Raw genomic sequence first — 23,193 nt, forward strand, 5'->3', positions numbered from 1 at the left:
GGTGAATGGGATGCCGGTCGGCGTGTGCAGGTAGCGGACGGTACAATGCACCCCTACCTCCCACCGCCCGTGAACGTCCGCGTATGTCGTCCCGTCCATCGTCTTCATCGCCCTCGTCTTCGTCACCGTCGAACCCATCGCCGCTTGCCATGCTCGTCGCGCAGCTTCGCGCTCGCCGACGGCACGCGCTTGCCGCCGCGCTGTGTCTGTTCAGCCTGCCGGTGGTTGCCGATGTGACGTTGCAGCGCGGGCCGCCGCCGCCGCGCTTCGAAGATCCGCCGGCCGCGCCGCAAGGGCAGTTCTGGGTGCCCGGCTACTGGCAATGGAAGGAGGGCCGCTACGACTGGGTGGACGGCCACATGGCGCCCAAGCGCGCCGGCATGCGCTACACCGCGCCGCATTGGGAAGAGACCGGCAATCACCAATGGACGCTGCGTGACGGCAAATGGGATCGCAGTGGCTGGGGACCTGGGACGATCCACGAAATTCGCGCACCGAAGTAATGTGCCGTGGACGTGTGCTCAGATGGTGCGCCGAAGTCGCGCGCATTTGCGCACGGCACTACGTTGCGACATCGTGTCACACGTCGAATAATTAGTCAGCAATCCAATGTAAATGGAAAATTTTCGCACTTGACGCACGCAGGGCGCGCGTGTTGCGCGAAACATGTTGACACGTCCGGAACGTTGAACAACACTATGCCCACACCGCGTCACCACGAAGCGCGGAACGGTCGCAGATAACGTAATTTAAATTACTTGTGTGTTCCGATGCGCGAGGATCGCGCGCGTTGCGCAGGTCCGAAATACGTTGGCATGCGACTTATGGTGTATCGCCTGAGGCTTCTGGGAGGAGGCGGGCGTAATTGATTATCGGGTTGTCTCATCGTTTTGGGATCCGCTATGAACACCGTGCGCTTTGGCCAGAGTGTCCCTCCGGGGGCACCGCTCCTTACCCAGCATCGCTTCGTTCCCACTCAAACGCCTGGCGGACTCACGCCGAGGTGCTTCACGTAAGGCCCGACCTGCCTCGCGGCCGGTCCGCTGTCCATTCGAATATCCGAATCGCGTGCCACGCGGTATGCGATCTGCCGTTTCCTGAAGTCTCGTTAGCCGGACCGACACCCTGACGCGTGGTGTCCGTGGTCCTGTCGTGTGACCGATCGTGCGAAATTAGGCAGGAGCCTGTATGCAGTGTTCGATTCCGTTGTTCGATGCTGTGCCTTTGATCACCGTGTTCGTGTGCGTCGTGCTGGGCCAGTTGCTCGGGCGCATCAGGCTCGGCCCGATTCAGCTCGGCGGCGTGTGCGGTGCGTTGCTCGTGGCGCTGCTGGTCGGACAAACCGGCTGCATGGTCGAAGGCTCGCTCAAGGACTTCGCGTTCGCACTGTTCATCTTCGCCATGGGGTTCTCCGCCGGACCGCAGTTCGTCGAGAACCTGAACCTGCGCGGGCTGCGCTTCGGCGTGCTCTCCATCATCGAAGTGGTTTTCGTGTTCGCCATCGTGATGATCGCGGTGAAGCTGCTGGGTCTCGATCCCGGCACCGCAGGCGGGTTGGCCGCAGGTGCGGCGACCGAATCCGCGATGGTGGGCACGGCCATCGAAGCACTCAACCGGCTTGGCTTCTCCCCGGAAGAATTCAAGGCCTTGCAGGCCAATGTGGTTACCGCTTACACGCTGACCTACGTGTTCGGTCTCATCACCATCGTGCTGTTCACCAATCTGCTCGCCCCGAAGCTGCTCGGCATTGACCTCAAGCAGGACAGCGCACGTCTGGCGCGCGAAATGGAAGAAGAAAACGGCGACGCGCTCGGCGCGCCGGCGGCCCCCGATCTGGTCGGACGCAGCTATCGCGTGGCGCATCCGGGACTGAACGTGGCCGCATTGGAAGCGGCGCTCGACGGACGCGTAGCGGTCGAGCGCGTGCGGCGCGCCTCGGCGTCGGTGGCTGTCGCCCAGACGCTCACGCTGGATGTCAACGACGAGTTACTCCTGGTCGGGCGTCGCGACGCGATGCTCGACGCGCATGCGCTCGTCGGTCCCGAAGTGGCGGGTACCGAAACGAGCGAGATCGTGCTCGTGGAGCGCGACTTCGTCATGACGAACAAGGAAGCGGAGGGGCGCACGGTGGCCGATCTGCGCCGCGAGGCGCCCATCGATTTGCGTCACGGCGTGTTCGTCAAGTCCGTCAAGCGCATGGGCATGCAATTGCCGTCGCTGAACAAGATTCCGCTGCAACGGGGTGACGTAGTGACGTTGCAGGGCTTGCAAGCCGACGTCGATCGCGCGGGTGCCGTGCTCGGCACGGCAGTGCCCCATGGCAACAAGACGAGCCTGGTGTTCGTCGGCCTGGCACTGATCGTGGGGCTGTGTATCGGTCACCTGTCGGCGCGCATTGGCGGGGTGCCGATGACGCTCGGCTCGGGCGGTGGCGCGCTGCTCGCCGGTCTGGCCAGCGGCTGGCTGCTGTCGCGGCGTCCCACCTGGGGCACGTTCCCGCCGGCCGCGTACGAGTTGCTCAAGGATCTCGGGCTGGCGGTATTCGTCGTTTGCGTTGGCCTCTCGGCGGGGCCGCAGGCAGCCGTGCTGCTGCGTGAGCACGGACTGGCGTTGCCGGTCGTGGGGATCTGCGTGTCGTTCATTCCGGCGCTGGTGTCGCTCTGGGTCGGACATAAGTTGCTGCGCATCGACGGACCGATTCTGATCGGCGCCATCGCCGGGCAGCAGGCAAGCACCCCTGCGATCAGTGCGGTGGTGCAAACGGCAGACAGCGCGTTGCCGGTCGTGGGGTACACGGTGACCTACGCCCTGTCCAACGTGCTGCTGCCGCTCATGGGGCCGGCGGTGGTGTTCGTCGCCCATCAGTTTTCACGTTGACGTTGCATGTTTGCGAAGGCGTAGCGCACCGGGGCGCATCCGACCCTGTCGGGGTGCGGTCCCGGCCCCCGCGCTTTGCTCGCCAATCTTGATGGAGGTTCTGCCGTGGAACTAGTACGTACGATTCTCAACCATGTACCGGAGGTCGCGATCTTTCTGTCGCTGGCGATCGGGTACGCCATCGGAGCGATCAAGTTCGGATCGTTCCAGCTGGGCGGCGTTGGCGGTTCATTGCTGGTGGCCGTGGTCGTCTCCCAGATCGGAATCTCGGTCGACGCCGGCGTGAAGAGCATCATGTTCGCGCTGTTCATCTATGCCGTGGGCTACGAAAGCGGTCCGCAGTTCTTCAGCTCGCTCTCGCGCAAGACACTGCGCGAAATCGGCATGGCGCTGTTTCTCGCGGCGTCCGGACTGGTTACCGTGCTGATCTGCGCGAAGATCTTCGGCTTCGACAAGGGGCTGGCGGCCGGTGTCGCCGGTGGGGGGCTCACGCAGTCGGCGATCATCGGCACGGCCGGCGATGCGATCTCGCGGCTCGGATTGCCTGCCGACGAGGTCAAGCGCCTGCAATCGGAAGTGGCCATCGGCTACGCGGTGACGTACATCTTCGGTAGCCTGGGCGCGATCATCGTGTGCGCGTCGCTGGTGCCGAAGCTCATGGGCCGCACGCTCAAGGACGATGCGAAAAAAGCCGAACTCGCCATGGCCGGCGGGCACACCGTGTTGTCGGCCGATCAGGTCGATTCGCTGCCGGCACTCGTCGGGCGTGTCTATCGCGTGACGACCGGTGCGGGCAAGCGTGTGATCGAGGTCGAGAAGCAACTGACCGACGGCGTGACCATCGAGCGCCTGCGCCGCAAGGGCAAGATCATCATCGCCACGGACGACCTGGTGCTCGAAGCGGGCGACGACGTGATGCTGATCGGTCGCCGCGAGGCGGCAACCGACGCATGGCGTCTGCTGGGCGATGAGCAACGTCCGTCGGCGGACCTCGACATTGCGCTGCGCATGCAGGAAGTCGTGTTCGCGCGCAAGGGCGGCAACGGCAAGACGCTCGGCGAGTTGAAGGCCGGTGTGGAGCGCGATGTGAAGCACGGCGTGTACATCGCGAAGATCACGCGTATGGGGCAGCCGGTGCCGGTGCTCGACGACACGGTCGTCTACCACGGCGACGTCGTCACGCTGTATGGCGCCGACAGCGACGTGCAACGCGCCGCCAAGGAAGCCGGCTATCCGGTCGCCTATTCGGTGAAGACCGACTACGTGTACATGGGCATCGGCATCGTCGTCGGCCTGCTCATCGGCTACATCGTGGTCAAGGTCGGTGGCATTCCGCTCACGCTGGGCAGCGGCGGCGGCGCGCTGCTCGCCGGTCTGGTCTTCGGCTGGCTGCGCGGCAAGCATCCGACGTTCGGCGCCATGCCGCTGGCGGCCAGTTCTCTGCTCAAGGAATTGGGGCTCGCCACCTTCGTGACCTGTGTGGGTCTGTCGGCCGGCGCACAGGCGTGGCAGACGCTGCAACAAAGCGGCATCTCGATCTTCGTGGCGGGCGTGATCGTCACGATCGTGCCGCTGTTGCTCACGTACCTGTTCGGCCGCTACGTGCTTCGCTACGACAACGTGGCCATTCTGGCCGGGGCGCTCTCGGGCTCGCGCAGTGCAAACCCGGCGTTCGGCGAAATTCTCGACAAGGCCGAGAGCAATGTGCCGACGGTGCCGTTCGCCATCACCTACGCCATCGCCAACGTGTTGCTCACGCTGCTCGGACCGCTGGTCGTGTCGCTGACCTAGGCGCGCGATCGATGCATTGACCCGATTGACCGTCATTGCCCCCGCACGACGGCATCGTTACTGGTTGTTCATGGAGAAATCGTTATGAAATCGAAGGAACTCGACGCACTCGCCAAACTCAGCCCGTTCGAATTCAAGGACACGCTGATCGAACTTGCACAGGAAAACGGCGCGCAGCGCTCGATGCTCAACGCCGGGCGCGGGAATCCGAACTTTCTCGCGCTGGAGCCGCGTCACGGCTTCTTCCAGTTGGGGCTGTTCGCGCTCTCGGAAGCGGAGCGGCAGTTCACGTACATGCCGGAAGGTGTCGGCGGCATTCCGCCGGGCAAGGGTGTTGAAGCGCGGTGGCAGGATTTCGCGCGTGAGAACCAGCACGCGCCCGGGGTGAAGTTCCTCGAGAAATCGATCTCGTATGTTCGCGATCAGATGGGGTTGGTCGTCGAGGACTTCCTCACGGAGATGGTGCACGGCATTCTGGGCTGTAATTATCCGGTGCCGGATCGCGTGCTGCGCAACACCGAGAAGATCGTGGCGAAGTATCTGCGTCGCGAAATGGTCGGCAAGCATCCGTTCGTTGGCAATTTCGACGTGTTCGCAGTCGAAGGCGGCACGGCGGCCATGACGTACCTCTTCAACACGCTCAAGACGAACCATCTGCTGCAGGCGGGAGATTCCATCGCACTGGGCATGCCGATCTTCACGCCGTACATCGAGATTCCGGAGCTGGCCGATTATCAGTTGCACGAGGTCAACCTGAATGCCGATCCGGCGCTCGGCTGGCAGTATTCGAAGAAGGAACTCGACAAACTGCTCGACCCGAAGATCAAGGCGTTCTTCCTCGTGAACCCGAGCAATCCGCCGTCGGTGAAGCTCGACGACGCGTCGCTCGAGCATCTGGCCGAGATCGTCAAGAAGCGTCCGGACCTGATCATCCTGACCGACGACGTGTACGGCACGTTTGCCGACGACTTCCGTTCGCTGTTTGCCATCGCGCCGTACAACACCATCCTCGTCTATTCGTATTCGAAGTACTTCGGTGCGACGGGCTGGCGCCTCGGGGCGATTGCCACGCACGAGAAGAACCTTTTCGACGACAAGCTCGCGAAGCTGCCCAAGGCGCAGCGCGAAGGGCTCAACGCACGCTATTCGTCGATCACGACGGAACCGGAGAAGCTCAAGTTCATCGATCGCCTGGTGGCGGATAGCCGCGCGGTGGCGTTGAACCACACGGCGGGCCTGTCCACGCCGCAGCAGGTGCAGATGGCACTCTTCTCGCTGTTCTGCCTGATGGACGAGCCGGACGCGTACAAGCATGCGGTCAAGCGCATCATCCGCCGCCGCAAGGCCGTGATGTATCGCGCGGCAGGGATTACCGAGGAGACCGGACCGACGGCCGTCGATTACTACAATATTCTCGATCTCGAGGTATTGGGCACCAAGATCTACGGAAAGGGTTTCGTGGACTGGTTCATGAAGACGGTCGATCCGACGGAGGTGCTGTTCCGTCTGGCCAAGGAAAGCGGCGTGGTGCTGCTGCCGGGCCGTGGCTTCGGCACGCTGCACCCGTCGGGGCGCGTGTCGCTCGCGAACCTGAACGAGCCGGACTACATCCAGATCGGTGCGACGGTACGCAAGCTCATGGACGAGTACAACGAGCGCTATCTCGCTGGCGGCAGCAAGGGCGGCAAGAAGAAATAAGTGCTGCCGGGCGACGTCCCGACGATTTCGGTGCTGCGGCGACCCTCGCGGCGCAGCGGCACCGGTTGGCCCCCCCTCGATCGCTTCCTACATGGCGATCGACCATTGCCCGGGAATCCACTTCCCGGGCTTTTTTTGTCATGTGAAATAAAAATGCCCGCGCGAGGCGGGCAAAAATCACTACAGGGGAAGTCACGCGGTAGGAGTGGCAAGCGTGCGAAAGAGTTCCCGCTATTTTGGGGACGTTCTGACTGGCAGTGACCGTACCGCCCGCAGTAAAATACAGCCTTGTCGCTACGTCACCCCCTCATGCCGGAAGCGGTGCACGACGCCGCCAGATGGCCGCGTGGGGTGGGAATTTCAGGTGTCGAATGTCGGTAAAGCCGGTCGTGCGGGGTCTTCTCCCGCTCGCCGCGTGTCTCAGTGCCGGAATGTCGGCAGGCGCGCACGCACAAGCCTTGTTCTCGGATCCCAATCCGCCGTGTTTCACGGAGCAGAATGCCGTGTCCTACGGATTGTGGGACCGCGGGCTCTCGCCTCAATATTTCGTTCCGCCTCCACCGCCCCCCGCGCCCGCGGAGTCGCCGGTCGCGCAGGACCCCGGCAGTGCCGCTGATCCGATCGCCCTGTTCGCGGGGGCCGATCCGGACGCGGTCGCGGCAACACTGGAACGCGAGTCGGCGGAGCGTGCTGCCGCGGCGGCCGCAGCTCAGGCGCCTCAGGCGGCATCCGACGCACAGGCCGCGAATGTCGATGCAGCAGCGCCAGCCGTCGATGCACAAGGGGCTCCAACGGCAGACGCGCCGCCCCCTGCGCCACCGTCCCCCCCGCTACCGGCTGCCGATTTCGCCGTCGCACCCGAACTCAGTGCCGACGGCACGGCGATCTCCGCCGTCGATATCGACGCGGCGGCGTCGGCGGCCACGGCTGCAGTCGCGCCGCCACCGGCCGTCGATGTGGCACCGCCCAACGCCTTTCTCGCACGCGCATCGTGCTTGCGCGGACTGCCGCGCCGAGAGAGTCTTGCCGATCGCAATATCCGCATGCTCATGCGTCACGGACTCGCGGTGCGCGACGACCAACTGCCGCTCGTGGCGACGCGCAGCCGTACCACCGGCGAGGGCGCCGTGGGGTTCCAGGTGCTCAACGAGCAGCCGTATCAGTTCAACCTGGGCATGAACAACAGCGGCATGATGACCACGGGCAAGATGCAGGGCACGGCCAATCTGCTGATGAACAACCCGCTCGGGATGTACGGCAAGTTCAACACGACCGTGAGCCAGGACCTGCAGAATGCACGGCGCGACGCCATGAACCGCAATCTGGCAGCCAATTACTCGGTTCCGATCGACGCCGACTGGACTGTCGGTGTCATGGGCACGACCAATGCCGCCACCGATCAGATCGCAACAGGCACCACCCAGACGCAGACCTTGCAGTGGCGCGTGCGACGGGCGTTCGACGTGACGTCCAATGGCACCACGGGCGTGGAGCTGCGCTACAACCGCAGCCGTACCGAAGACCCCAATGCGCTGCACACCTACGACAGTTATGCCGAGGTGGGGCTCAGTCACACGCACTATCTGGGCACGTCGAAGCTGGACCTGTCGGTCATGCAACGCCTGAACGCGCCCTGGATGCCCTCGACAGGCAGCACGCCGGGCTGGTCCTATCGCTTCCAGTCGATCGACGCGAAGCTCACCGTGCCGTTCTGACGAAATCCATCACGGCGTCGAGCGATACCGTGCGCACCAGCGTCTCGGGCATTTGCACGAAGTGCTCGCTCTCCCCGAACAGAATCACGGGCTTGCCGTAACGCACGGCGAGCCCGACTTCGTCGCGCGTACCGTGATTGCCGGGCAGTGCCACGATCACATCACTCGAAAGCACGTTGATGTGATTGCGCGACAGCGTGCCCGGCGGCGCGTCAGGCAAATGGCGCGGCAACGGGCTCACGATGGGGATTTCCACGAACCGGTTCGGATAGCCGGGCAGGGGACGGAACGTGGCGTCGTCGCCAGTCGCTTCCGTGGGCACGACACCGATGCTGCGGCCTGCGCGTTGCGGTACGGCACAGAAGGCCTCGCTGACACTCGTCATCACACCTTGACCGCCGCCGGTCAGCAAATGGTAGCCGGCTGTCGCGATGGCGCGGCCTAGCGGGGCCGCAAGTTCGGTCCACGGCTGTTTGCCGGAACCCATGACACCAACGGTTTTGGGACGCAGGGAAGTGGTCATCTCGAGAGGTTTTCGGCGTGTCGCCCGATGGCCGGGCAGGGGTGCCGCCGATGATAAACGAATCGAGCGCCCAAAAAAAACCCGCCGGGTGGGCGGGTGAGGAAGCAGGCCTCCCACGGGGAAGTGAAAGCCTGATCTCGCGAGGTGTTTGCGAGACCCGTGTAGTATCGTGATCCCCAGGCCTGTTGGCTATGGGCTAAGTCCTAAACCGCGTGTAAGACGCTTTCTAATTCCGTTTCCTAACCTTTCTGACGCTCCAGGGGCAAGAGATGACCGAACCGACTGACACCACCCCCGCAGGCAGCGACCAGATCGCCGCCATGAAGACGCTGCGCACTGCGCTGCTCGCACAGCACAAAGTGCTGATCGCGAACGATCGTCAGCAATACGAAGCAGTTTTCGGCCCGGTGCCGACGGGACGCTTTGTCCAGTTGCTGACCGAAGACCCGTGGTTCCGCTGGCTCGATCCGCTCTCGCGTTTGATCGTCGCACTCGACGAGTGGCAGGAGCAGACGCCCCCGTTGGCCGATGCTGGAATCGCACTGGCGGACGAAGCCGCCAAGCTGTTCCGCAACGCCGACGCGGAATTCGGCGAGCGCTATCGTCTGGCGATGCAGCAGGCACCGGACGCCGTGCTCGGACAGAGTCAGGTCGTGGCGGCGCTGCGCACTACGCCGCAGTCGCCCGCAAGCGAGGGAAAAACCGGCAAGCCGGGTTGAGCAGGAGGCCGATGCGTCGGCAATCGAGGGGGCGGGGGCTGGAGCAGGGAGGGGGCAGACCGTCAAGCCGAATATTTGTTCCGGGGCTGACCGTTTTTTGAGCAAGGCTCTTGACAGCCCCTGTTCACGGGGCGTTCGAGATGGCGGTTGCGGGTTATCCAGTGGGTTATCCACAAAGGCTGTGGACAACTTTCGCGAGCGCCGCTGACATCCGGGAAATCGAGGGGTTTGCCGGCCTTTCGTTGCCCGAGACGTACGCCGCTCGTTTCGCCAGCGATACCGTCGATGCGATGCGTGGACATCAAGCATCGACCGCGTAGCCGGAAAGCCTCGGTGCAAGATCGTCTGGCTCTGTGGGAATCGGTGGCACTGGCTCTACATTGCGGCGGGCTCGCCTGCCACAATAGCGCCTTTGCCCCGCGCCGGAAGCGGACCTTGTCAGTCCTTTTCCGATGGCCGCCACGACTTCGATCGACATGACCACTACACCCATCGTGCTGTTGGTGCTGATCTCGGCACTGATGCACGCCACCTGGAACGCCTTTCTCCACGCAAGTCCCGATCGCCTCTGGCAAGTCGGCATGATGGCGGTGCCGCAGTTGCTCGCGGCAATCGTCGGCATCTGGTGGTTGCCGATGCCACCGATGCAGGTCTGGCCGCTCATCGTGCTCTCGGCGTGTGCGCAGGTGGCTTACACGGCGGCGCTGATTCGCGCATATCGGGTCGGCGAGTTCGGACAGATTTATCCGATCGCGCGCGGCATCTCGCCACTGCTGATTTCGGGGGCGGCGCTGTTACTCGCGGGGGAATGGCCGACGTGGATGGCTGTGGCCGGTATCGCATGCATCTGCACGGGCATTCTCACACTGGCCCTGCGCGGACGCTGTCTGTCGGGGGACAGCGTGCCGGCCGCGTTGCTCACGGGCGTGTTCATCGCGACCTATACGATCATCGACGGCTTCGGCGTGCGGCTGTCGAACGGCAACGGCTTCGGCTACATCGCCTGGGCGTATCTGTTCGCGAGCGTGCCGCTCGTCGGTGCCGTATGGAAATTACGCGGCGGATGGCGCGGCATGTTCCTCGCACCGCGACGTCGCGTGACCGAAGCGCTGGGTGCCGGGATCGTTGCCCAGTGCGCGTACGGCATGGTGGTCTTCGCCCTGCAATACCTGCCGATGGGCGTGGTGTCGGCGCTGCGCGAATCGAGCGCGATCTTTGCGGTGCTGCTCGGGTGGCTGTTCCTGCGCGAAAAGCTCAACGCGCGCCGTCTTGTGGCGTGCAGCCTCGTGGTCGGTGGCGCGATACTCATCAAGCTCGGTGCCTGAGCGTCCACGCGAGACAAGACGAGGGAAATGAAGAAAGGGCGAGCGAAGGAATCTCCGCTCGCCCTGCGCGAATGTGACAACGCCCGGGGCTAACCGCGTGGCCAGAGTTCGGCGCGATGCGCGTTGATGGCCGCCACGACGATTTCGCGCATGCCGTGGCCGTCGGTGGATTCCAGATGCTCGAGAATCGTCATGCGCATGCGCGGTGCCCAGAAGCGCCGCAGGTGACCGGCAATGCTCTCGAGCGCTTCGCCGCGATCCGGCATCGTCTCGAAGAAATCGCCGATCTGATTGGCCATCTTGACCAGGTTGTCGGTGTCCATGATGGGTGTCGTCCCCTGAATTTGTTATTTATGCGGTTCAGCTCGCACTTGCCTCTGCCTCGCCGTGGGCGTGACCGAGGAAGGCCTCCTGCTGGCGATTGAAGTCCGAGTACTGACGCTGCCATTCCGACGGCTGCGCTACCGGCGTGACCTGCACCGCCGTGACCTTGTACTCGGGGCAGTTCGTCGCCCAGTCGGAGTTGTCGGTGGTGATCACGTTTGCGCCCGACTCCGGGAAGTGGAACGTCGTGTACACCACACCCGGCTGCATGCGATCGCTCACCACGGCGCGCAACACCGTCTCACCAGCGCGGCTCTGGATGCCGACCCAGTCGCCGTCCTTGATGCCACGTTCTTCGGCGTCGTGCGGATGCACCTCGAGCCGATCCTCGGCGTGCCAGTAGTTGTTGTCCGTACGACGGGTCTGCGCGCCCACGTTGTACTGCGACAGAATCCGTCCGGTCGTGAGGATCAGCGGGAAGCGCTTCGTGACCTTTTCGTCCGTCGCCACGTACTGCGTGATGAGGAACTTGCCCTTGCCGCGCACGAATTCGTCGATGTGCATGACGGGCGTGCCTTCCGGCGCGTCTTCGTTACACGGCCACTGCACGCTGCCCAAGCGGTCGAGCTTCTCGTAGCTCACGCCGGTGAACGTCGGCGTGAGGCGCGCGATCTCGTCCATGATTTCCGACGGGTGCGAGTAGTTCATCTCGTAGCCCAGGCGCTTGGCCAGCTGAATCGTCACTTCCCAGTCGGCGTAACCGGCGCGCGGCGGCATGACCTGACGCACCCGCGAGATACGACGCTCGGCGTTGGTGAAGGTGCCGTCCTTCTCGAGGAACGACGAACCCGGCAGCAACACGTGCGCATACTTCGCCGTCTCGTTCAGGAAGATGTCCTGTACGACGATGCATTCCATTTGCTCCAGCGCGTGGGTCACGTGCTGCGTGTTCGGGTCGGACTGCACGATGTCTTCGCCCTGGCAGTACAGGCCCATGAAGGTGCCTGCGAGCGCAGCGTCGAACATGTTCGGAATACGCAGACCCGGCTCGGATTGCAGCTCGACGCCCCATTCGGCTTCGAACAGTGCGCGGGCGCTCGAATCCGATACGTGACGGTAACCCGGCAGTTCGTGCGGGAACGCCCCCATGTCGCACGAACCCTGCACGTTGTTCTGGCCGCGCAGCGGGTTCACGCCCACGCCTTCACGGCCGATGTTGCCGGTCGCCATGGCGAGGTTGGCGATACCGATCACGGTCGTGGACCCTTGCGCATGCTCGGTCACGCCCAGGCCGTAGTAGATCGCGGCGTTGCCGCCCTTGGCGTACAGGCGCGCGGCACCGCGCACGAGATGCGCGGGCACGCCGGTGTGCACTTCGGTCGCTTCCGGCGAGTTTTCCGCACGGGCGATGAAGTCGCGCCACTGGCCGAAGGCACGGTCTTCGCAGCGTTCGGCGATGAATTCGTCGGCCATCAGCCCTTCGGTGACGATCACGTGCGCCAGCGCATTGATCATGGCCACGTTCGTGCCCGGGCGCAGTTGCAGGTGGAAGTCCGCCTTGATGTGCGCGCTTTGCACCAGGTCGATACGGCGCGGGTCGATGACGATCAGCTTCGCGCCTTGGCGCAGACGCTTCTTCATGCGCGAACCGAACACCGGGTGCCCGTCGGTCGGGTTGGCGCCCATCACGAGAATCACGTCCGAATGCTCGACCGACTTGAAGGTCTGCGTGCCGGCCGATTCGCCGAGCGTCGCCTTCAGGCCGTAGCCGGTCGGCGAGTGGCACACACGGGCGCAGGTATCGACGTTGTTGTTGCCGAACGCAGCGCGCACCAGCTTCTGCACGAGGTAGTCTTCCTCGTTCGTGCAGCGCGACGACACCAGGCCGCCGATCGAGTCGCGGCCGTACTTGGCCTGAATGCGCTTGAACTCTGACGCGGCGTAATCGAGCGCCTCGTCCCAAGACACTTCCTGCCACGGATCGGTGATCTTCTTGCGGATCTTCGGCGTGAGGATACGGTCCTTGTGCGTGGCGTAGCCCCAGGCGAAGCGGCCCTTCACGCAGGCGTGGCCTTCGTTGGCCTGACCGTCCTTGTGCGGCACCATGCGCACGACTTCGTTACCCTTCATCTCCGCCTTGAACGAGCAGCCCACGCCGCAGTACGCGCAGGTGGTGATCTTGGCGTGCTCGGCCTGGCCGAGATGGATCACGGACTTCTCTTGCAGCGTTGCGGTCGGGCACGCGGCCACGCAGGCGCCGCACGACACGCATTCCGAATCCATGAACGGCTGATCCTGCCCCGGCGAGACGCGGGCTTCGAAGCCGCGGCCGGAAATCGTCAGCGCGAACGTGCCTTGCGTTTCCTCGCAGGCGCGCACGCAACGGTTACAGACGATGCACTTCGAGGCGTCGTAGGTGAAGTACGGGTTCGACTCGTCTTTTTCGCTGTCGAAGTGATTTGCGCCGTCAAAGCCGTAACGTACTTCGCGCAGGCCCGTCACACCGGCCATGTCCTGGAGTTCGCAGTCGCCGTTGGCCGCGCAGGTCAGGCAGTCGAGCGGGTGATCGGAGATGTAGAGCTCCATCACGCCCTTGCGCAGTTCCTGGAGCTTGGGCGATTGCGTGCGCACTTTCATGCCCGGTTCGACGGGCGTGGTGCACGACGCCGGAAAGCCGCGTCGGCCTTCGATCTCGACGAGGCACAGACGGCACGAGCCGAAGGGCTCGAGCGAATCGGTGGCGCACAGCTTGGGCACGTTCACGCCGCCTTCGGAGGCGGCACGCATGATCGAGGTGCCGGCGGGCACGGTGACCTGTTCGCCGTCGATCTCCAGCGTGACTTCCTTCGTCGATTCGCGACGCGGGGTGCCGTAATCCTTCTCAAACATCGGGTCCATCATGATGGGCGGTCTCCTAGGCGGCCTTGGTCGGCAGGTTCGACGGTTCGGCCGCGCCGAAGTCTTCGGGGAAATGGTTCAGCGCTGAGAGCACGGGGTAGGGCGTCATGCCGCCCATCGCGCACAGCGAGCCGGCGAGCATGGTGTCGCACAGGTCGCGCAGCAGCTTGATTTGCTTCGGACGATCGCGTCCGTCGATGATCCGGTCCATCACTTCGACGCCGCGCGTCGAACCGATGCGGCACGGCGTGCACTTGCCGCACGACTCGATGGTGCAGAACTCCATCGCATAGCGCGCGAGCTTGGCCAGATCGACCGTGTCGTCGTGCGCCACGATGCCGCCGTGACCCAGCACGGCCCACAGGGCGGCAAACGCTTCGTAGTCGAGCGGCGTATCCCATTGCGATTCGGGCAAGTAGGAGCCGAGCGGGCCACCGACCTGCACGGCGCGCAATGGCCGGCCGGTGATGGCGCCGCCGCCGTAGTCGTACAGGATTTCGCGCAGCGTCACGCCGAAGGCCTTCTCGATGAGACCGCCGTACTTGATGTTGCCTGCGAGCTGGATCGGCAGAGTGCCGCGCGAGCGTCCCATGCCGAAGTTCTTATAGAACTCGGCGCCACGGTCCATGATGATCGGCACCGACGCCAGAGAGATCACGTTGTTGATGACCGTCGGCAGCCCGAACAGGCCTTCGATGGCGGGCAGCGGCGGCTTGGCGCGCACGACGCCGCGCTTGCCTTCGAGGCTTTCGAGCAGCGCGGTTTCTTCGCCGCACACGTAAGCGCCTGCCGCCTTGCGGACTTCGAGGTGGAAGGTCTTGTCCGAGCCGAGGATGCTCTCGCCGAGATAGCCGGCACGCACTGCGTTTGCAATGGCTTCGTTGAGCACGTCGATGGAGTGCGGATACTCGCTTCGCACGTAGATGTAACCGCGCGTGGCACCCACGGCGATGCCGGCGATCGTCATGCCTTCGACGAGCACGAGCGGATCGCCTTCCATCAGCATGCGGTCGGCAAACGTGCCCGAGTCGCCTTCGTCGGCATTGCACACGATGTACTTCTGCGCCGCCGGCGTGTTCAACACCGTCTTCCATTTGATACCGGTCGGGAACGCCGCGCCGCCCCGGCCACGCAGGCCCGAATCGGTCACCTGCGTGACGATGGCGGCACCGTCCATGGCGAGCGCGTTGCGCAGGCCGCGATAGCCATCGTGCGCGACGTAGTCGTCGACCGAGACCGGATCGGTAATGCCCACGCGGGCGAACGTCAGGCGTTCCTGCTTCTTGAAATACGGAATCTCTTCGGTCAGGCCGAGGGCGAGCGCGTGGTCGCCTCCGGCGGTGACATTGGCGTCGAACAGGCTGGCGACGTCGTCGACGTCGACCGGGCCGTAGGCCACGCGACCCGCCGGGGTCGCGACTTCGAGCAGCGGTTCGAGCCAGAGCATGCCGCGCGTGCCGTTGCGTACGAGTTCGATCTCGATGCCGCGTTGGGCCGCCTGTGCGCGAATGGCGTCGGCGACCTCGTCGGCCCCGAGCGCCAGCGCGGCGGAGTCACGCGGCAGATAGAGGCGCACCGGCGCCTTGGGCGTCGTGGTGGGCGTCGTGGTTTGGCTCATACCGTGTCCTTGGCGCGGGCGACCAGACGGTCGAATTTCTCGGGAGTGACGCGCGCATGCAGCTTGTCGTCGATCGTGATGGCCGGCGAGGTGGCGCACTGGCCCAGGCAGAACACCGGCTCGAGCGCGACATCGCCGCTATGGCTGTGCATCGCGCAGCCCAGCACGCGTTCGGCGTGCGCGACCAGGGCGTCGGCGCCCATGCTCTGGCAGGCCTCGGCGCGGCAGATCTGCACGACGTGACGCGGCGGCGGTGTGGTGCGGAAGTGGTGATAGAAGGTGATCACGCCATGCACTTCGGCGCGAGACAGGTTGAGGGCAGTGGCAATGACGGGCACGGCATCGGGGGGAACGAAGCCGAAAGCTTCCTGAACGTCATGGAGGATCGGCAGAAGGGGGCCTTCCTGAGCTGCATGGGCGTCCAGAATCGCTTGCACCGTCGCGATGGAAAAAGCCTCGCGCATGGCTGTTGTCTCCGGTTTGGCACGCCGCGGGGAACGGTGCGCCTGAGGGTATGGGTTATCTGTTTTTGTCCTGCCCCAGGGGCGAGAGACCCATCGGTCACAGTCGGCGACGCTGCTCGGGTCTAGCGATCAGCGCGGCGCCGAAAGAGCGTGCGACACATAGCCCCCACCATATGCCGCACGGGCTCGGTCTCTCGCCCGTTGCTTACTTCGTCAACTCTAAGTACCGGTGCCGAAGCGTCAGTATGTGAAACACGATATATGATATACGGTATACGTGCAATAGCTTGAGCCCCGGTTTTGCAGGCTCGTTTACCCCAATTTGGTGGTGGCTTGCATATGTGGGCTGGGCGGGGCGCGAGCGGCAACGGCATGGACGCGAGCTGCACGGCATCGCACGGCGCCCGGCTCGATTCGAGGGGGCGCTCGTGTGATTCCGGCGCCGAGCGTGGTGGGGCGTGAGAGTCCGGCGGCGAGCAAACAAAAAAGCCAGCGACACGTTAATGTCGCTGGCTTTTCGCTGTGGCAAGCCGCCGAATGAACGGCGGCGCGCGCGAGCGGTATTACTCCAGGAAGTCGCAGTGCTCTTCGACGAACGCGGCCAGACCCAGCGTGTGGTCGCGCGCGAGCTTCTCGGCGAGTTCCGTGTCGCGCTTCTCCAGCGCGGTGATGATCTTCAGGTGGTCGACGATCGAGCGTGCGGCCCGGTCATTCTGTGCAATCGTCACCTTCCGGATGGCGCGCACGTGAATGAACAGATTCCTGATCGTATTGGCGATGGCCTGCGATCCGCCGAGATTGATCAGCGCCTGATGGAAGTCGATGTTCGCGTCGGAATACTCTTCGATGTGATCCGTCGGCGGCGCATTGACGAACTCGTCGAACAGATGGCGCAGCTTGGCAATCTCTTCGTCGCTCGCATGCAGCGTGGCCAGGCGCGCGGACATCCCTTCGAGGGCCGCCCACATCTGAATCATTTCGACGATTTCCCGCTTGGTCTTGCGGATGATGAAAATGCCCCGGCGCGGCACGGTACGCAGGAAGCCTTCCTGCTCCAGCAGCGTCATGGCCTCGCGAATCGGAGTGCGCGAAACGCCGAGCACCTGGATGAGCTGACGCTCGTCCAGGCGAATTTCTTCCTTCTGGTTATAGATATCGGCATCGGCGATGGCTTTTTTCAGCAGCGCATACGCCTGATTGCGAAAACTCGTGGTCGTGTCGATCGGCTCCAACACGAGCGGAGTCACTCGTGTCGGAGTTGGGGTGATCAGGGACATGCAATAGTCTCCTAGGTATTACGGCCCCCTTCAGGTGCGCAATGCTTGCTGCCCCACGATGGTTGCCGGCTTCGTGACGAGTTTACCCGATTCGTTTGCCTGCGTGGTTTCCGCCAGATACGCGAAACGACCATTGGTTTCGGCCTTTTCGAGCAACGAAGCCGGCAGTGCGACGAACAGATGAACCATCGCGACACCAGCAGCAAGGGCGGAAGCCAGGGCGAGCAGGGTAAGGGCAGTGACCAACATGATGAAACTCCTTATAGACGTTGAACGATGATTACGGTGGGGGAGAACTTGCTTTGCATTGTATGTCGCGCCGCAACAAGTCTCAAGATATACCACATACCGAATATCAAAATTCATCGTTTTTCGGGACGTTTTTTCGGTCACACACCTCGTCTACTGTCCAAGTTTGTCTCTTTTTCCGATAGTGATCAGTCAGTCGATGATGGCAGGGAACCTCCTCGGATGTCCGTCTGGCTTGCGTTTGTGCTGAATTCGGGACGCGACCGGCGCGTGCTGATTCGGCTGCATTAGGTGACGCCTTCAGATTGGTGCAAAACGTGCAATATTGCGTTGCCGCGAAAAGACATCCGTACAGGCTGGCCGTGTTTGTTCGGTGTGGCGGCCAGCCGGCATCTGCCGGGCAAAAAATCGGCCGCGACCGGAGAGCCGGCGGCGGCACAGGGCAGGGCAGTCTAGTGAACCCAGCCGGAAGATTCGCCGGCCAGGCTGCCTATATATATAGGCGTGAAACTGGCGAGGCACGACGTCGTGCCCCGCGCTGGCTGTTACGTTGATGCAACACCGGACAGTGTGGCGAGTCGGACGCCCGGCCACGCTCGGTGCGTCCGGTCGAATTCAGGCTGCTTTGGCGGACTTGGCGGCCAGCCGTTCCTGCGCGGCTGCCACGGCGTCGGGCTGGGTCATGAACTCGCGTTGCTTGATCAACGCAAGTACTACGTCGAGCGTCGGCGTCGGCACGTCTGCGAGGCGGCCCATCTCCTGGACGACGGAGACCAGCGGGTCGATTTCCATCGCACGGCTGCGCTCCAGATCCTGAAGCATCGACGTCTTGTGTGCGCCCACAGCGCCCGCACCGTTGATCCGACGCTCCACGTCAACGCGGAAATGCACGCCGAACTTGTCGCCGATGGCTTTCGCCTCGAGCATCATGGCGCGCGCGATGGCACGTGTGCCCGGATCGCTCGCAATGATGTCCAGCGTGCCGTGCGTGAGTGCCGAGATCGGATTGAAGCAGAGGTTGCCCCAGAGCTTGAGCCAGATCTCGTCGCGGATGTTCTCACGGATCGGCGCGTCCAGACCGCCGGCGATCATCAACTGCGAAAGCTTCTCCACGCGCTCGGTACGTTCGGCGCTGGCTTCGCCCAGCGGGAATTTGTTGCCATATACGTGCTGGATCACGCCGGGCGCGACCACTTCGGTTGCCGGATAAACGACACAACCGATCGCGCGCTCGGGGCCGAGCTCGCGCCATTGGCGACCGCCCGGATCGATGCTTTCGAGCGTCGTGCCTTCGAGCGCGCCGCCGTGCTTGTAGAAGTACCAGTAGGGAATGCCGTTGACGGCGGTCACGACAGCCGTGTCCGGTCCGATCAACGGTTGCATCGCGTCGAGGACCGACGGCACCGAATGCGCCTTGAGGGCAATGATCACGTAGTCTTGCGGACCGAGTTCGCGCGGGTCGTCCGTGCAGCGCAGGCGGGCCACGCGTTCTTCGCCATCGATCAGCAGCTTGAGTCCGTTCTCGCGCATGGCCGCCAGATGCGGGCCTCGCGCCACCAGACTGACATCGGCGCCGGCGAGTGCGAGTTGCACGCCGAGATAGCCGCCGATGGCTCCAGCGCCATAGATGCAAATCTTCATGAAGTCTCTCCCTCCAAAGGTCAATCGAAACCTGGGCCTGGTACTGGCCGTTTATTTTTCTAATACTAAATGTTGTATATCGTATATCACAAGAAGAATAGCGCCAAGCCTTCCGGCGGCATTTCCCGTCATGGTTTCCCCGCAGGCCCGTGAAATGCGGAGTCTCGATGTGTGAGCCTGACGGCAAAGAAACAAGCCGTCGGAATCGCCCGAGTCCCTCGATGAGTGAATTATTACGGTGTGTTACAGCGGAGTGGGGGATGACGAAATCGGATCGTCTTGTGAGGAAAATTATCAGATATATCGTCTTGTGCTCGTTTTAAAAATTACCAAGGAGCCCGATGTAAAAGGGCTGAGCGCCTTGTCGGGCAAGCTTGCCGGATCGGGTTAACTCCTTAGTGTTTTCGCATTGCGTTGTTGCGGCGCTTCGGCCTACAGTGGCGTTACTGTATCTAGCCGCCACCTTGAACAGTGCCTCGCGTGCCGTAGTTGTTTTCGCTGCAATGGACAAAAACGACTTCGGCACGCGAGGGGAAAAACGAGGAAAGCAATAAATTAGTGTTGACTTATATCTGATATATCGTATATTTCGTTCGGTATATTTACGGGAAAGGCAACGTGGCCCGTAAGCATCAGAGACAAGTCGACGAGGCAAAGACCTCGTAAAGCATACCCAGGGGGCACAGACCCCATCCGGAAGGTGTTGTTGTTGTGAAGCTGCCAAACAACTGGAAACCGATGGAGGAGGTACAAGTGGAGACGACCAATCAACACGGTAAGCAATCCGTGTTCGCGAGCCCTTGGGTTCAGCTCGTGTTCGGCGTGATTTGCATGGCGATGATCGCCAACTTGCAGTACGGGTGGACGCTGTTCGTCAACCCGATCGATGAGAAGTATCACTGGGGCCGCACGGCCATTCAGGTGGCATTCACGATTTTCGTCGTGACGGAGACCTGGCTGGTGCCGATCGAAGGGTATCTGGTCGACAAGTTCGGCCCGCGCCCGGTCGTGGTCGGGGGCGGTTTGCTGTGCGGTCTGGCATGGGTGCTCAACGCCCACGCGTCGTCGCTCGCGATGCTGTATTTCGCAGCGGCAGTGGGCGGTGTCGGTGCCGGTGCGGTGTATGGCACCTGCGTGGGTAACGCGCTGAAGTGGTTCCCGGATCGCCGCGGTCTCGCTGCGGGCCTGACCGCTGCCGGTTTCGGCGCCGGTTCGGCACTGACCGTGGTGCCGATCGCCAACATGATCAAGTCGAGCGGCTACGAGAACACCTTCCTGACCTTCGGTCTGGGCCAGGGGATCATCGTGCTCGTGCTGGGTCTGGCACTTTGCAACCCGCCGGCATCGTTCGACGCGCTCAAGAAGCTTGCCCCGGGCGCCATGCGCTACAACGCCAAGCCGACCGAAGTCATGCGCTCGCCGGTGTTCTGGCTGATGTATCTGATGTTCGTGCTGATGGCCGCCGGCGGTCTGATGGCAACGGCACAGCTCGGCCCGATCGCCAAGGACTACGGTCTCGATCAGTCGCCCGTCTCGATTCTCGGCCTCACGCTGCCCGCACTCACCTTCGCACTGGCCATCGACCGGGTGCTCAACGGGGTGACGCGTCCGGTGTTCGGCTGGATCTCGGACAAGATCGGTCGAGAGAACACGATGTTCATCGCCTTCGCGATGGAAGCCGCAGGGATTTTCGCACTGGCGAAGTTCGGCCAGAACCCGGTGGCCTTCGTGATCCTGACCGGTCTGGTGTTCTTTGCCTGGGGTGAAATCTACAGCCTCTTCCCGGCAACGTGCGCCGATACGTACGGCTCGAAGTACGCCGCCACCAACGCGGGGATGCTTTACACCGCGAAGGGGACCGCCGCTTTGCTGGTGCCCTTCTCGAGCATCATCACCTCGTCGACCGGTAGCTGGCAGGCCGTGTTCATGATCGCCTGCGCCATGAACGCCTTCGCTGCCTTCCTCGCCCTGTTCGTCCTCAAGCCGATGCGTGCCCGTCTGGCACAGCGTTACGCCAGCGACTACCGGAGCGAAGTCAGCGAAACGATGGTGAAGCCCGCGGACCTGAGCCGCAGCACCACCTGAGCAAGACATGAAGAAGCAGCCTGTTTGAAGGGATTAGCGAAATGTTTGACCGGCGTGCAATCCGTGTCCTCACGGGCCCGGTTGCACGACCGGATGAGCAAGTAGAGAAGCAGTACAGGAACACCCACTAATCGTCAGACAAGACGACGCAACACTGAAACCGGAAAAATTGGAGGAGAGAATTATGTCCATTGCGATGACCGTGCCAGTCGGCAAAGCGGAAAACGACACCGCGGGCGACACGCTCAAAGACAGCAGCCGACACGCGAACATCGTGTCCGAGGCGGAAACGACCGATGGTTTCCATCTGGTTATCGACGCACTCAAAGCGAACGACATCGACACCATCTTCGGTCTGGTGGGGATTCCCATCACCGATCTGGCGCGCCTTGCGCAAGCCGAAGGCATGCGCTTCATCGGCTTCCGCCACGAACAGCATGCCGGCCACGCGGCCGCCATCGCCGGCTACATGACGCAAAAGCCGGGTATCTGCCTGACCGTGTCCGCGCCGGGCTTCCTGAATGGCCTGACGGCACTCGCCAACGCCACGACGAACTGCTTCCCGATGATTCTCATCAGCGGTTCGAGCGAACGTGAAATCGTCGACCTGCAGCAGGGCGACTACGAAGAAATGGATCAGCTCAATGCGGCCAAGCCGTATTGCAAGGCCGCCTACCGCGTGCTGCACGCCGAAGATATCGGTGTGGGCCTGGCGCGTGCGATCCGTGCCGCCGTGTCCGGTCGTCCGGGCGGCGTGTACCTGGACCTGCCGGCCAAGCTGCTGGCCCAGACCATCGACGCGAAGAAGGCGAAGGAATCGCTGATTCGCGTGATCGACGCCGCACCGCGTCAGATCCCGGCGCCGGACGCCGTGGCACGCGCGCTCGACGTGATCAAGGGCGCCAAGCGTCCGCTGATTCTGCTGGGCAAGGGCGCTTCGTACGCCCAGGCCGACGCCGACATTCGCGCGCTCATCGAGAAGACCGGCATTCCGTACCTGCCGATGTCGATGGCCAAGGGCCTGCTGCCCGACACGCATGAGCAATCGGCCGCCGCCGCGCGCTCGTTCGTGCTGCAAGAAGCCGACGTCGTTGTGCTGATCGGCGCTCGCCTGAACTGGCTGCTCGCCCACGGCAAGGGCAAGACGTGGGGCGCGGCACCGAAGAAGTTCGTGCAGATCGACATCTCGCCGACGGAAATCGACAGCAACGTGGCGATCGCCGCCCCGGTGATCGGTGACATCGGTTCGTGCGTCTCGGCGCTGCTCGCCGGTGTGGATGGCAACTTCGCGAAGCCGTCGACCGAATGGACGGGCGCGATTGCCGAGCGCAAGAACAAGAACCTGGCGAAGATGGCGGCCACGCTGGCGCAGAATCCGTCGCCGATGAACTTCCACAGCGCACTGGGCGCGATCCGCGATGTGCTCAAGAAGCACCCGGACATCAACCTGGTGAACGAAGGCGCGAACACGCTCGACTACGCTCGCAGCATCATCGACCAGTACCAGCCGCGCAAGCGCTTCGACTCGGGTACGTGGGGCGTGATGGGCATCGGCATGGGCTTCGCCATCGGCGCTGCCGTGACGAGCGGCCTGCCGGTCGTGGCGATCGAAGGCGACAGCGCTTTCGGCTTCAGCGGCATGGAACTCGAAACGATCTGCCGTTACGAGCTGCCGGTCACCACCGTCATCTTCAACAACAACGGCGTGTATCGCGGCACCGACGTGAACCCGACGGGCGGCAAGGATGTGGCGCCGACCGTGTTCGTGAAGGACGCGCGCTACGACAAGATGATCGAAGCCTTCGGTGGCATCGGCTATCACGTGACCACGCCGGAAGAACTGACCAAGGCCCTCGAAGCCTCGATCGCTTCGGGCAAGCCGGCCCTCATCAATGCCGTCATCGACGAAGCCGCCGGTACGGAAAGCGGTCGTCTGACGAATCTGAATCCGCAAAGCGCGGCGATGAAAAAGTAATCCGAGTCAATCCA

Annotated in this window: 17 protein-coding genes; 9 read left to right on the top strand and 8 right to left on the bottom strand. The window is 63.1% G+C overall.

Translation table 11 applies throughout. The features are described from left to right. Positions 1–83: 83 nt before the first annotated feature. From ABWO90_RS20930 to ABWO90_RS20950, 5 genes are all read left to right on the top strand, one after another. Positions 84–503, top strand: coding sequence for a hypothetical protein (locus ABWO90_RS20930; RefSeq protein ID WP_353193155.1), 420 nt, complete (start codon positions 84–86; stop codon positions 501–503). A 685-nt stretch (positions 504–1,188) separates the two neighbouring features. After that, positions 1,189–2,877 carry an aspartate-alanine antiporter gene (gene aspT / locus ABWO90_RS20935; RefSeq protein WP_353193156.1) on the top strand — a complete coding sequence of 563 codons (1,689 nt, stop codon included), beginning with the start codon at positions 1,189–1,191 and terminating at the stop codon, positions 2,875–2,877. 105 nt (positions 2,878–2,982) lie between these two features. Then, entirely contained in the window at positions 2,983–4,668 is a 1,686-nt protein-coding gene (aspT, locus tag ABWO90_RS20940) for an aspartate-alanine antiporter (RefSeq protein ID WP_353193157.1), read from the top strand. An 84-nt stretch (positions 4,669–4,752) separates the two neighbouring features. Next, a complete protein-coding gene (locus tag ABWO90_RS20945; RefSeq protein WP_353193158.1) occupies positions 4,753–6,366 on the top strand; it encodes a bifunctional aspartate transaminase/aspartate 4-decarboxylase in 1,614 nt (537 codons plus the stop codon). A gap of 503 nt (positions 6,367–6,869) precedes the next feature. Next, positions 6,870–8,081 (top strand): ShlB/FhaC/HecB family hemolysin secretion/activation protein, encoded by a 1,212-nt coding sequence (locus ABWO90_RS20950; RefSeq protein ID WP_353193159.1) that lies wholly within the window; start codon positions 6,870–6,872, stop codon positions 8,079–8,081. Here ABWO90_RS20950 and ABWO90_RS20955 read toward each other — a convergent pair. Further along, complete coding sequence (locus ABWO90_RS20955) at positions 8,065–8,604, bottom strand: SLOG cluster 4 domain-containing protein (RefSeq protein ID WP_353193160.1); 540 nt, start codon at positions 8,602–8,604, stop codon at positions 8,065–8,067. The two genes, ABWO90_RS20950 and ABWO90_RS20955, sit on opposite strands and share 17 nt — an antisense overlap. A gap of 269 nt (positions 8,605–8,873) precedes the next feature. On the opposite strand from ABWO90_RS20955, the gene ABWO90_RS20960 reads away from it, so the two are divergent. Both ABWO90_RS20960 and ABWO90_RS20965 read left to right on the top strand, forming a co-directional pair. Then, positions 8,874–9,323 carry a hypothetical protein gene (locus ABWO90_RS20960; protein WP_353193161.1) on the top strand — a complete coding sequence of 150 codons (450 nt, stop codon included), beginning with the start codon at positions 8,874–8,876 and terminating at the stop codon, positions 9,321–9,323. A 476-nt stretch (positions 9,324–9,799) separates the two neighbouring features. Next, positions 9,800–10,648 carry an EamA family transporter gene (locus ABWO90_RS20965; protein ID WP_353193162.1) on the top strand — a complete coding sequence of 283 codons (849 nt, stop codon included), beginning with the start codon at positions 9,800–9,802 and terminating at the stop codon, positions 10,646–10,648. 89 nt (positions 10,649–10,737) lie between these two features. Here ABWO90_RS20965 and ABWO90_RS20970 read toward each other — a convergent pair whose 3' ends face one another. The 7 genes from ABWO90_RS20970 to ABWO90_RS21000 form a co-directional block, all read right to left on the bottom strand. Next, complete coding sequence (locus tag ABWO90_RS20970) at positions 10,738–10,971, bottom strand: formate dehydrogenase subunit delta (RefSeq protein WP_353193163.1); 234 nt, start codon at positions 10,969–10,971, stop codon at positions 10,738–10,740. A gap of 37 nt (positions 10,972–11,008) precedes the next feature. Beyond that, complete coding sequence (gene fdhF / locus ABWO90_RS20975; RefSeq protein ID WP_353193164.1) at positions 11,009–13,873, bottom strand: formate dehydrogenase subunit alpha; 2,865 nt, start codon at positions 13,871–13,873, stop codon at positions 11,009–11,011. Between the two features lie 13 nt (positions 13,874–13,886). Beyond that, positions 13,887–15,488 carry a formate dehydrogenase beta subunit gene (locus tag ABWO90_RS20980; protein WP_353193165.1) on the bottom strand — a complete coding sequence of 534 codons (1,602 nt, stop codon included), beginning with the start codon at positions 15,486–15,488 and terminating at the stop codon, positions 13,887–13,889. Next, the gene (locus tag ABWO90_RS20985; RefSeq protein WP_353193166.1) at positions 15,485–15,952 is read right to left on the bottom strand and encodes a formate dehydrogenase subunit gamma; all 468 of its coding nucleotides are present in this window, start codon (positions 15,950–15,952) and stop codon (positions 15,485–15,487) included. Before ABWO90_RS20985 ends, ABWO90_RS20980 begins: the two co-directional genes overlap by 4 nt. Before the next feature lie 563 nt (positions 15,953–16,515). Next, the gene (locus tag ABWO90_RS20990) at positions 16,516–17,229 is read right to left on the bottom strand and encodes a GntR family transcriptional regulator (RefSeq protein WP_353193167.1); all 714 of its coding nucleotides are present in this window, start codon (positions 17,227–17,229) and stop codon (positions 16,516–16,518) included. A 30-nt stretch (positions 17,230–17,259) separates the two neighbouring features. Then, positions 17,260–17,478: a hypothetical protein gene (locus ABWO90_RS20995; protein WP_353193168.1), complete on the bottom strand. Its 219-nt coding sequence runs from the start codon at positions 17,476–17,478 to the stop codon at positions 17,260–17,262. A gap of 615 nt (positions 17,479–18,093) precedes the next feature. Next, entirely contained in the window at positions 18,094–19,119 is a 1,026-nt protein-coding gene (locus tag ABWO90_RS21000) for a 2-dehydropantoate 2-reductase (RefSeq protein WP_353193169.1), read from the bottom strand. Positions 19,120–19,857: 738 nt separating this feature from the next. Here ABWO90_RS21000 and oxlT point away from each other — a divergent pair. Further along, positions 19,858–21,204 (top strand): oxalate/formate MFS antiporter, encoded by a 1,347-nt coding sequence (oxlT, locus tag ABWO90_RS21005; RefSeq protein ID WP_353193170.1) that lies wholly within the window; start codon positions 19,858–19,860, stop codon positions 21,202–21,204. Between the two features lie 184 nt (positions 21,205–21,388). Continuing rightward, positions 21,389–23,179 carry an oxalyl-CoA decarboxylase gene (gene oxc / locus ABWO90_RS21010; RefSeq protein WP_353193171.1) on the top strand — a complete coding sequence of 597 codons (1,791 nt, stop codon included), beginning with the start codon at positions 21,389–21,391 and terminating at the stop codon, positions 23,177–23,179. Positions 23,180–23,193: the final 14 nt, after the last annotated feature.

The organism is Pandoraea pnomenusa (genome assembly GCF_040391475.1).
Lineage (GTDB): Bacteria > Pseudomonadota > Gammaproteobacteria > Burkholderiales > Burkholderiaceae > Pandoraea > Pandoraea pnomenusa_C.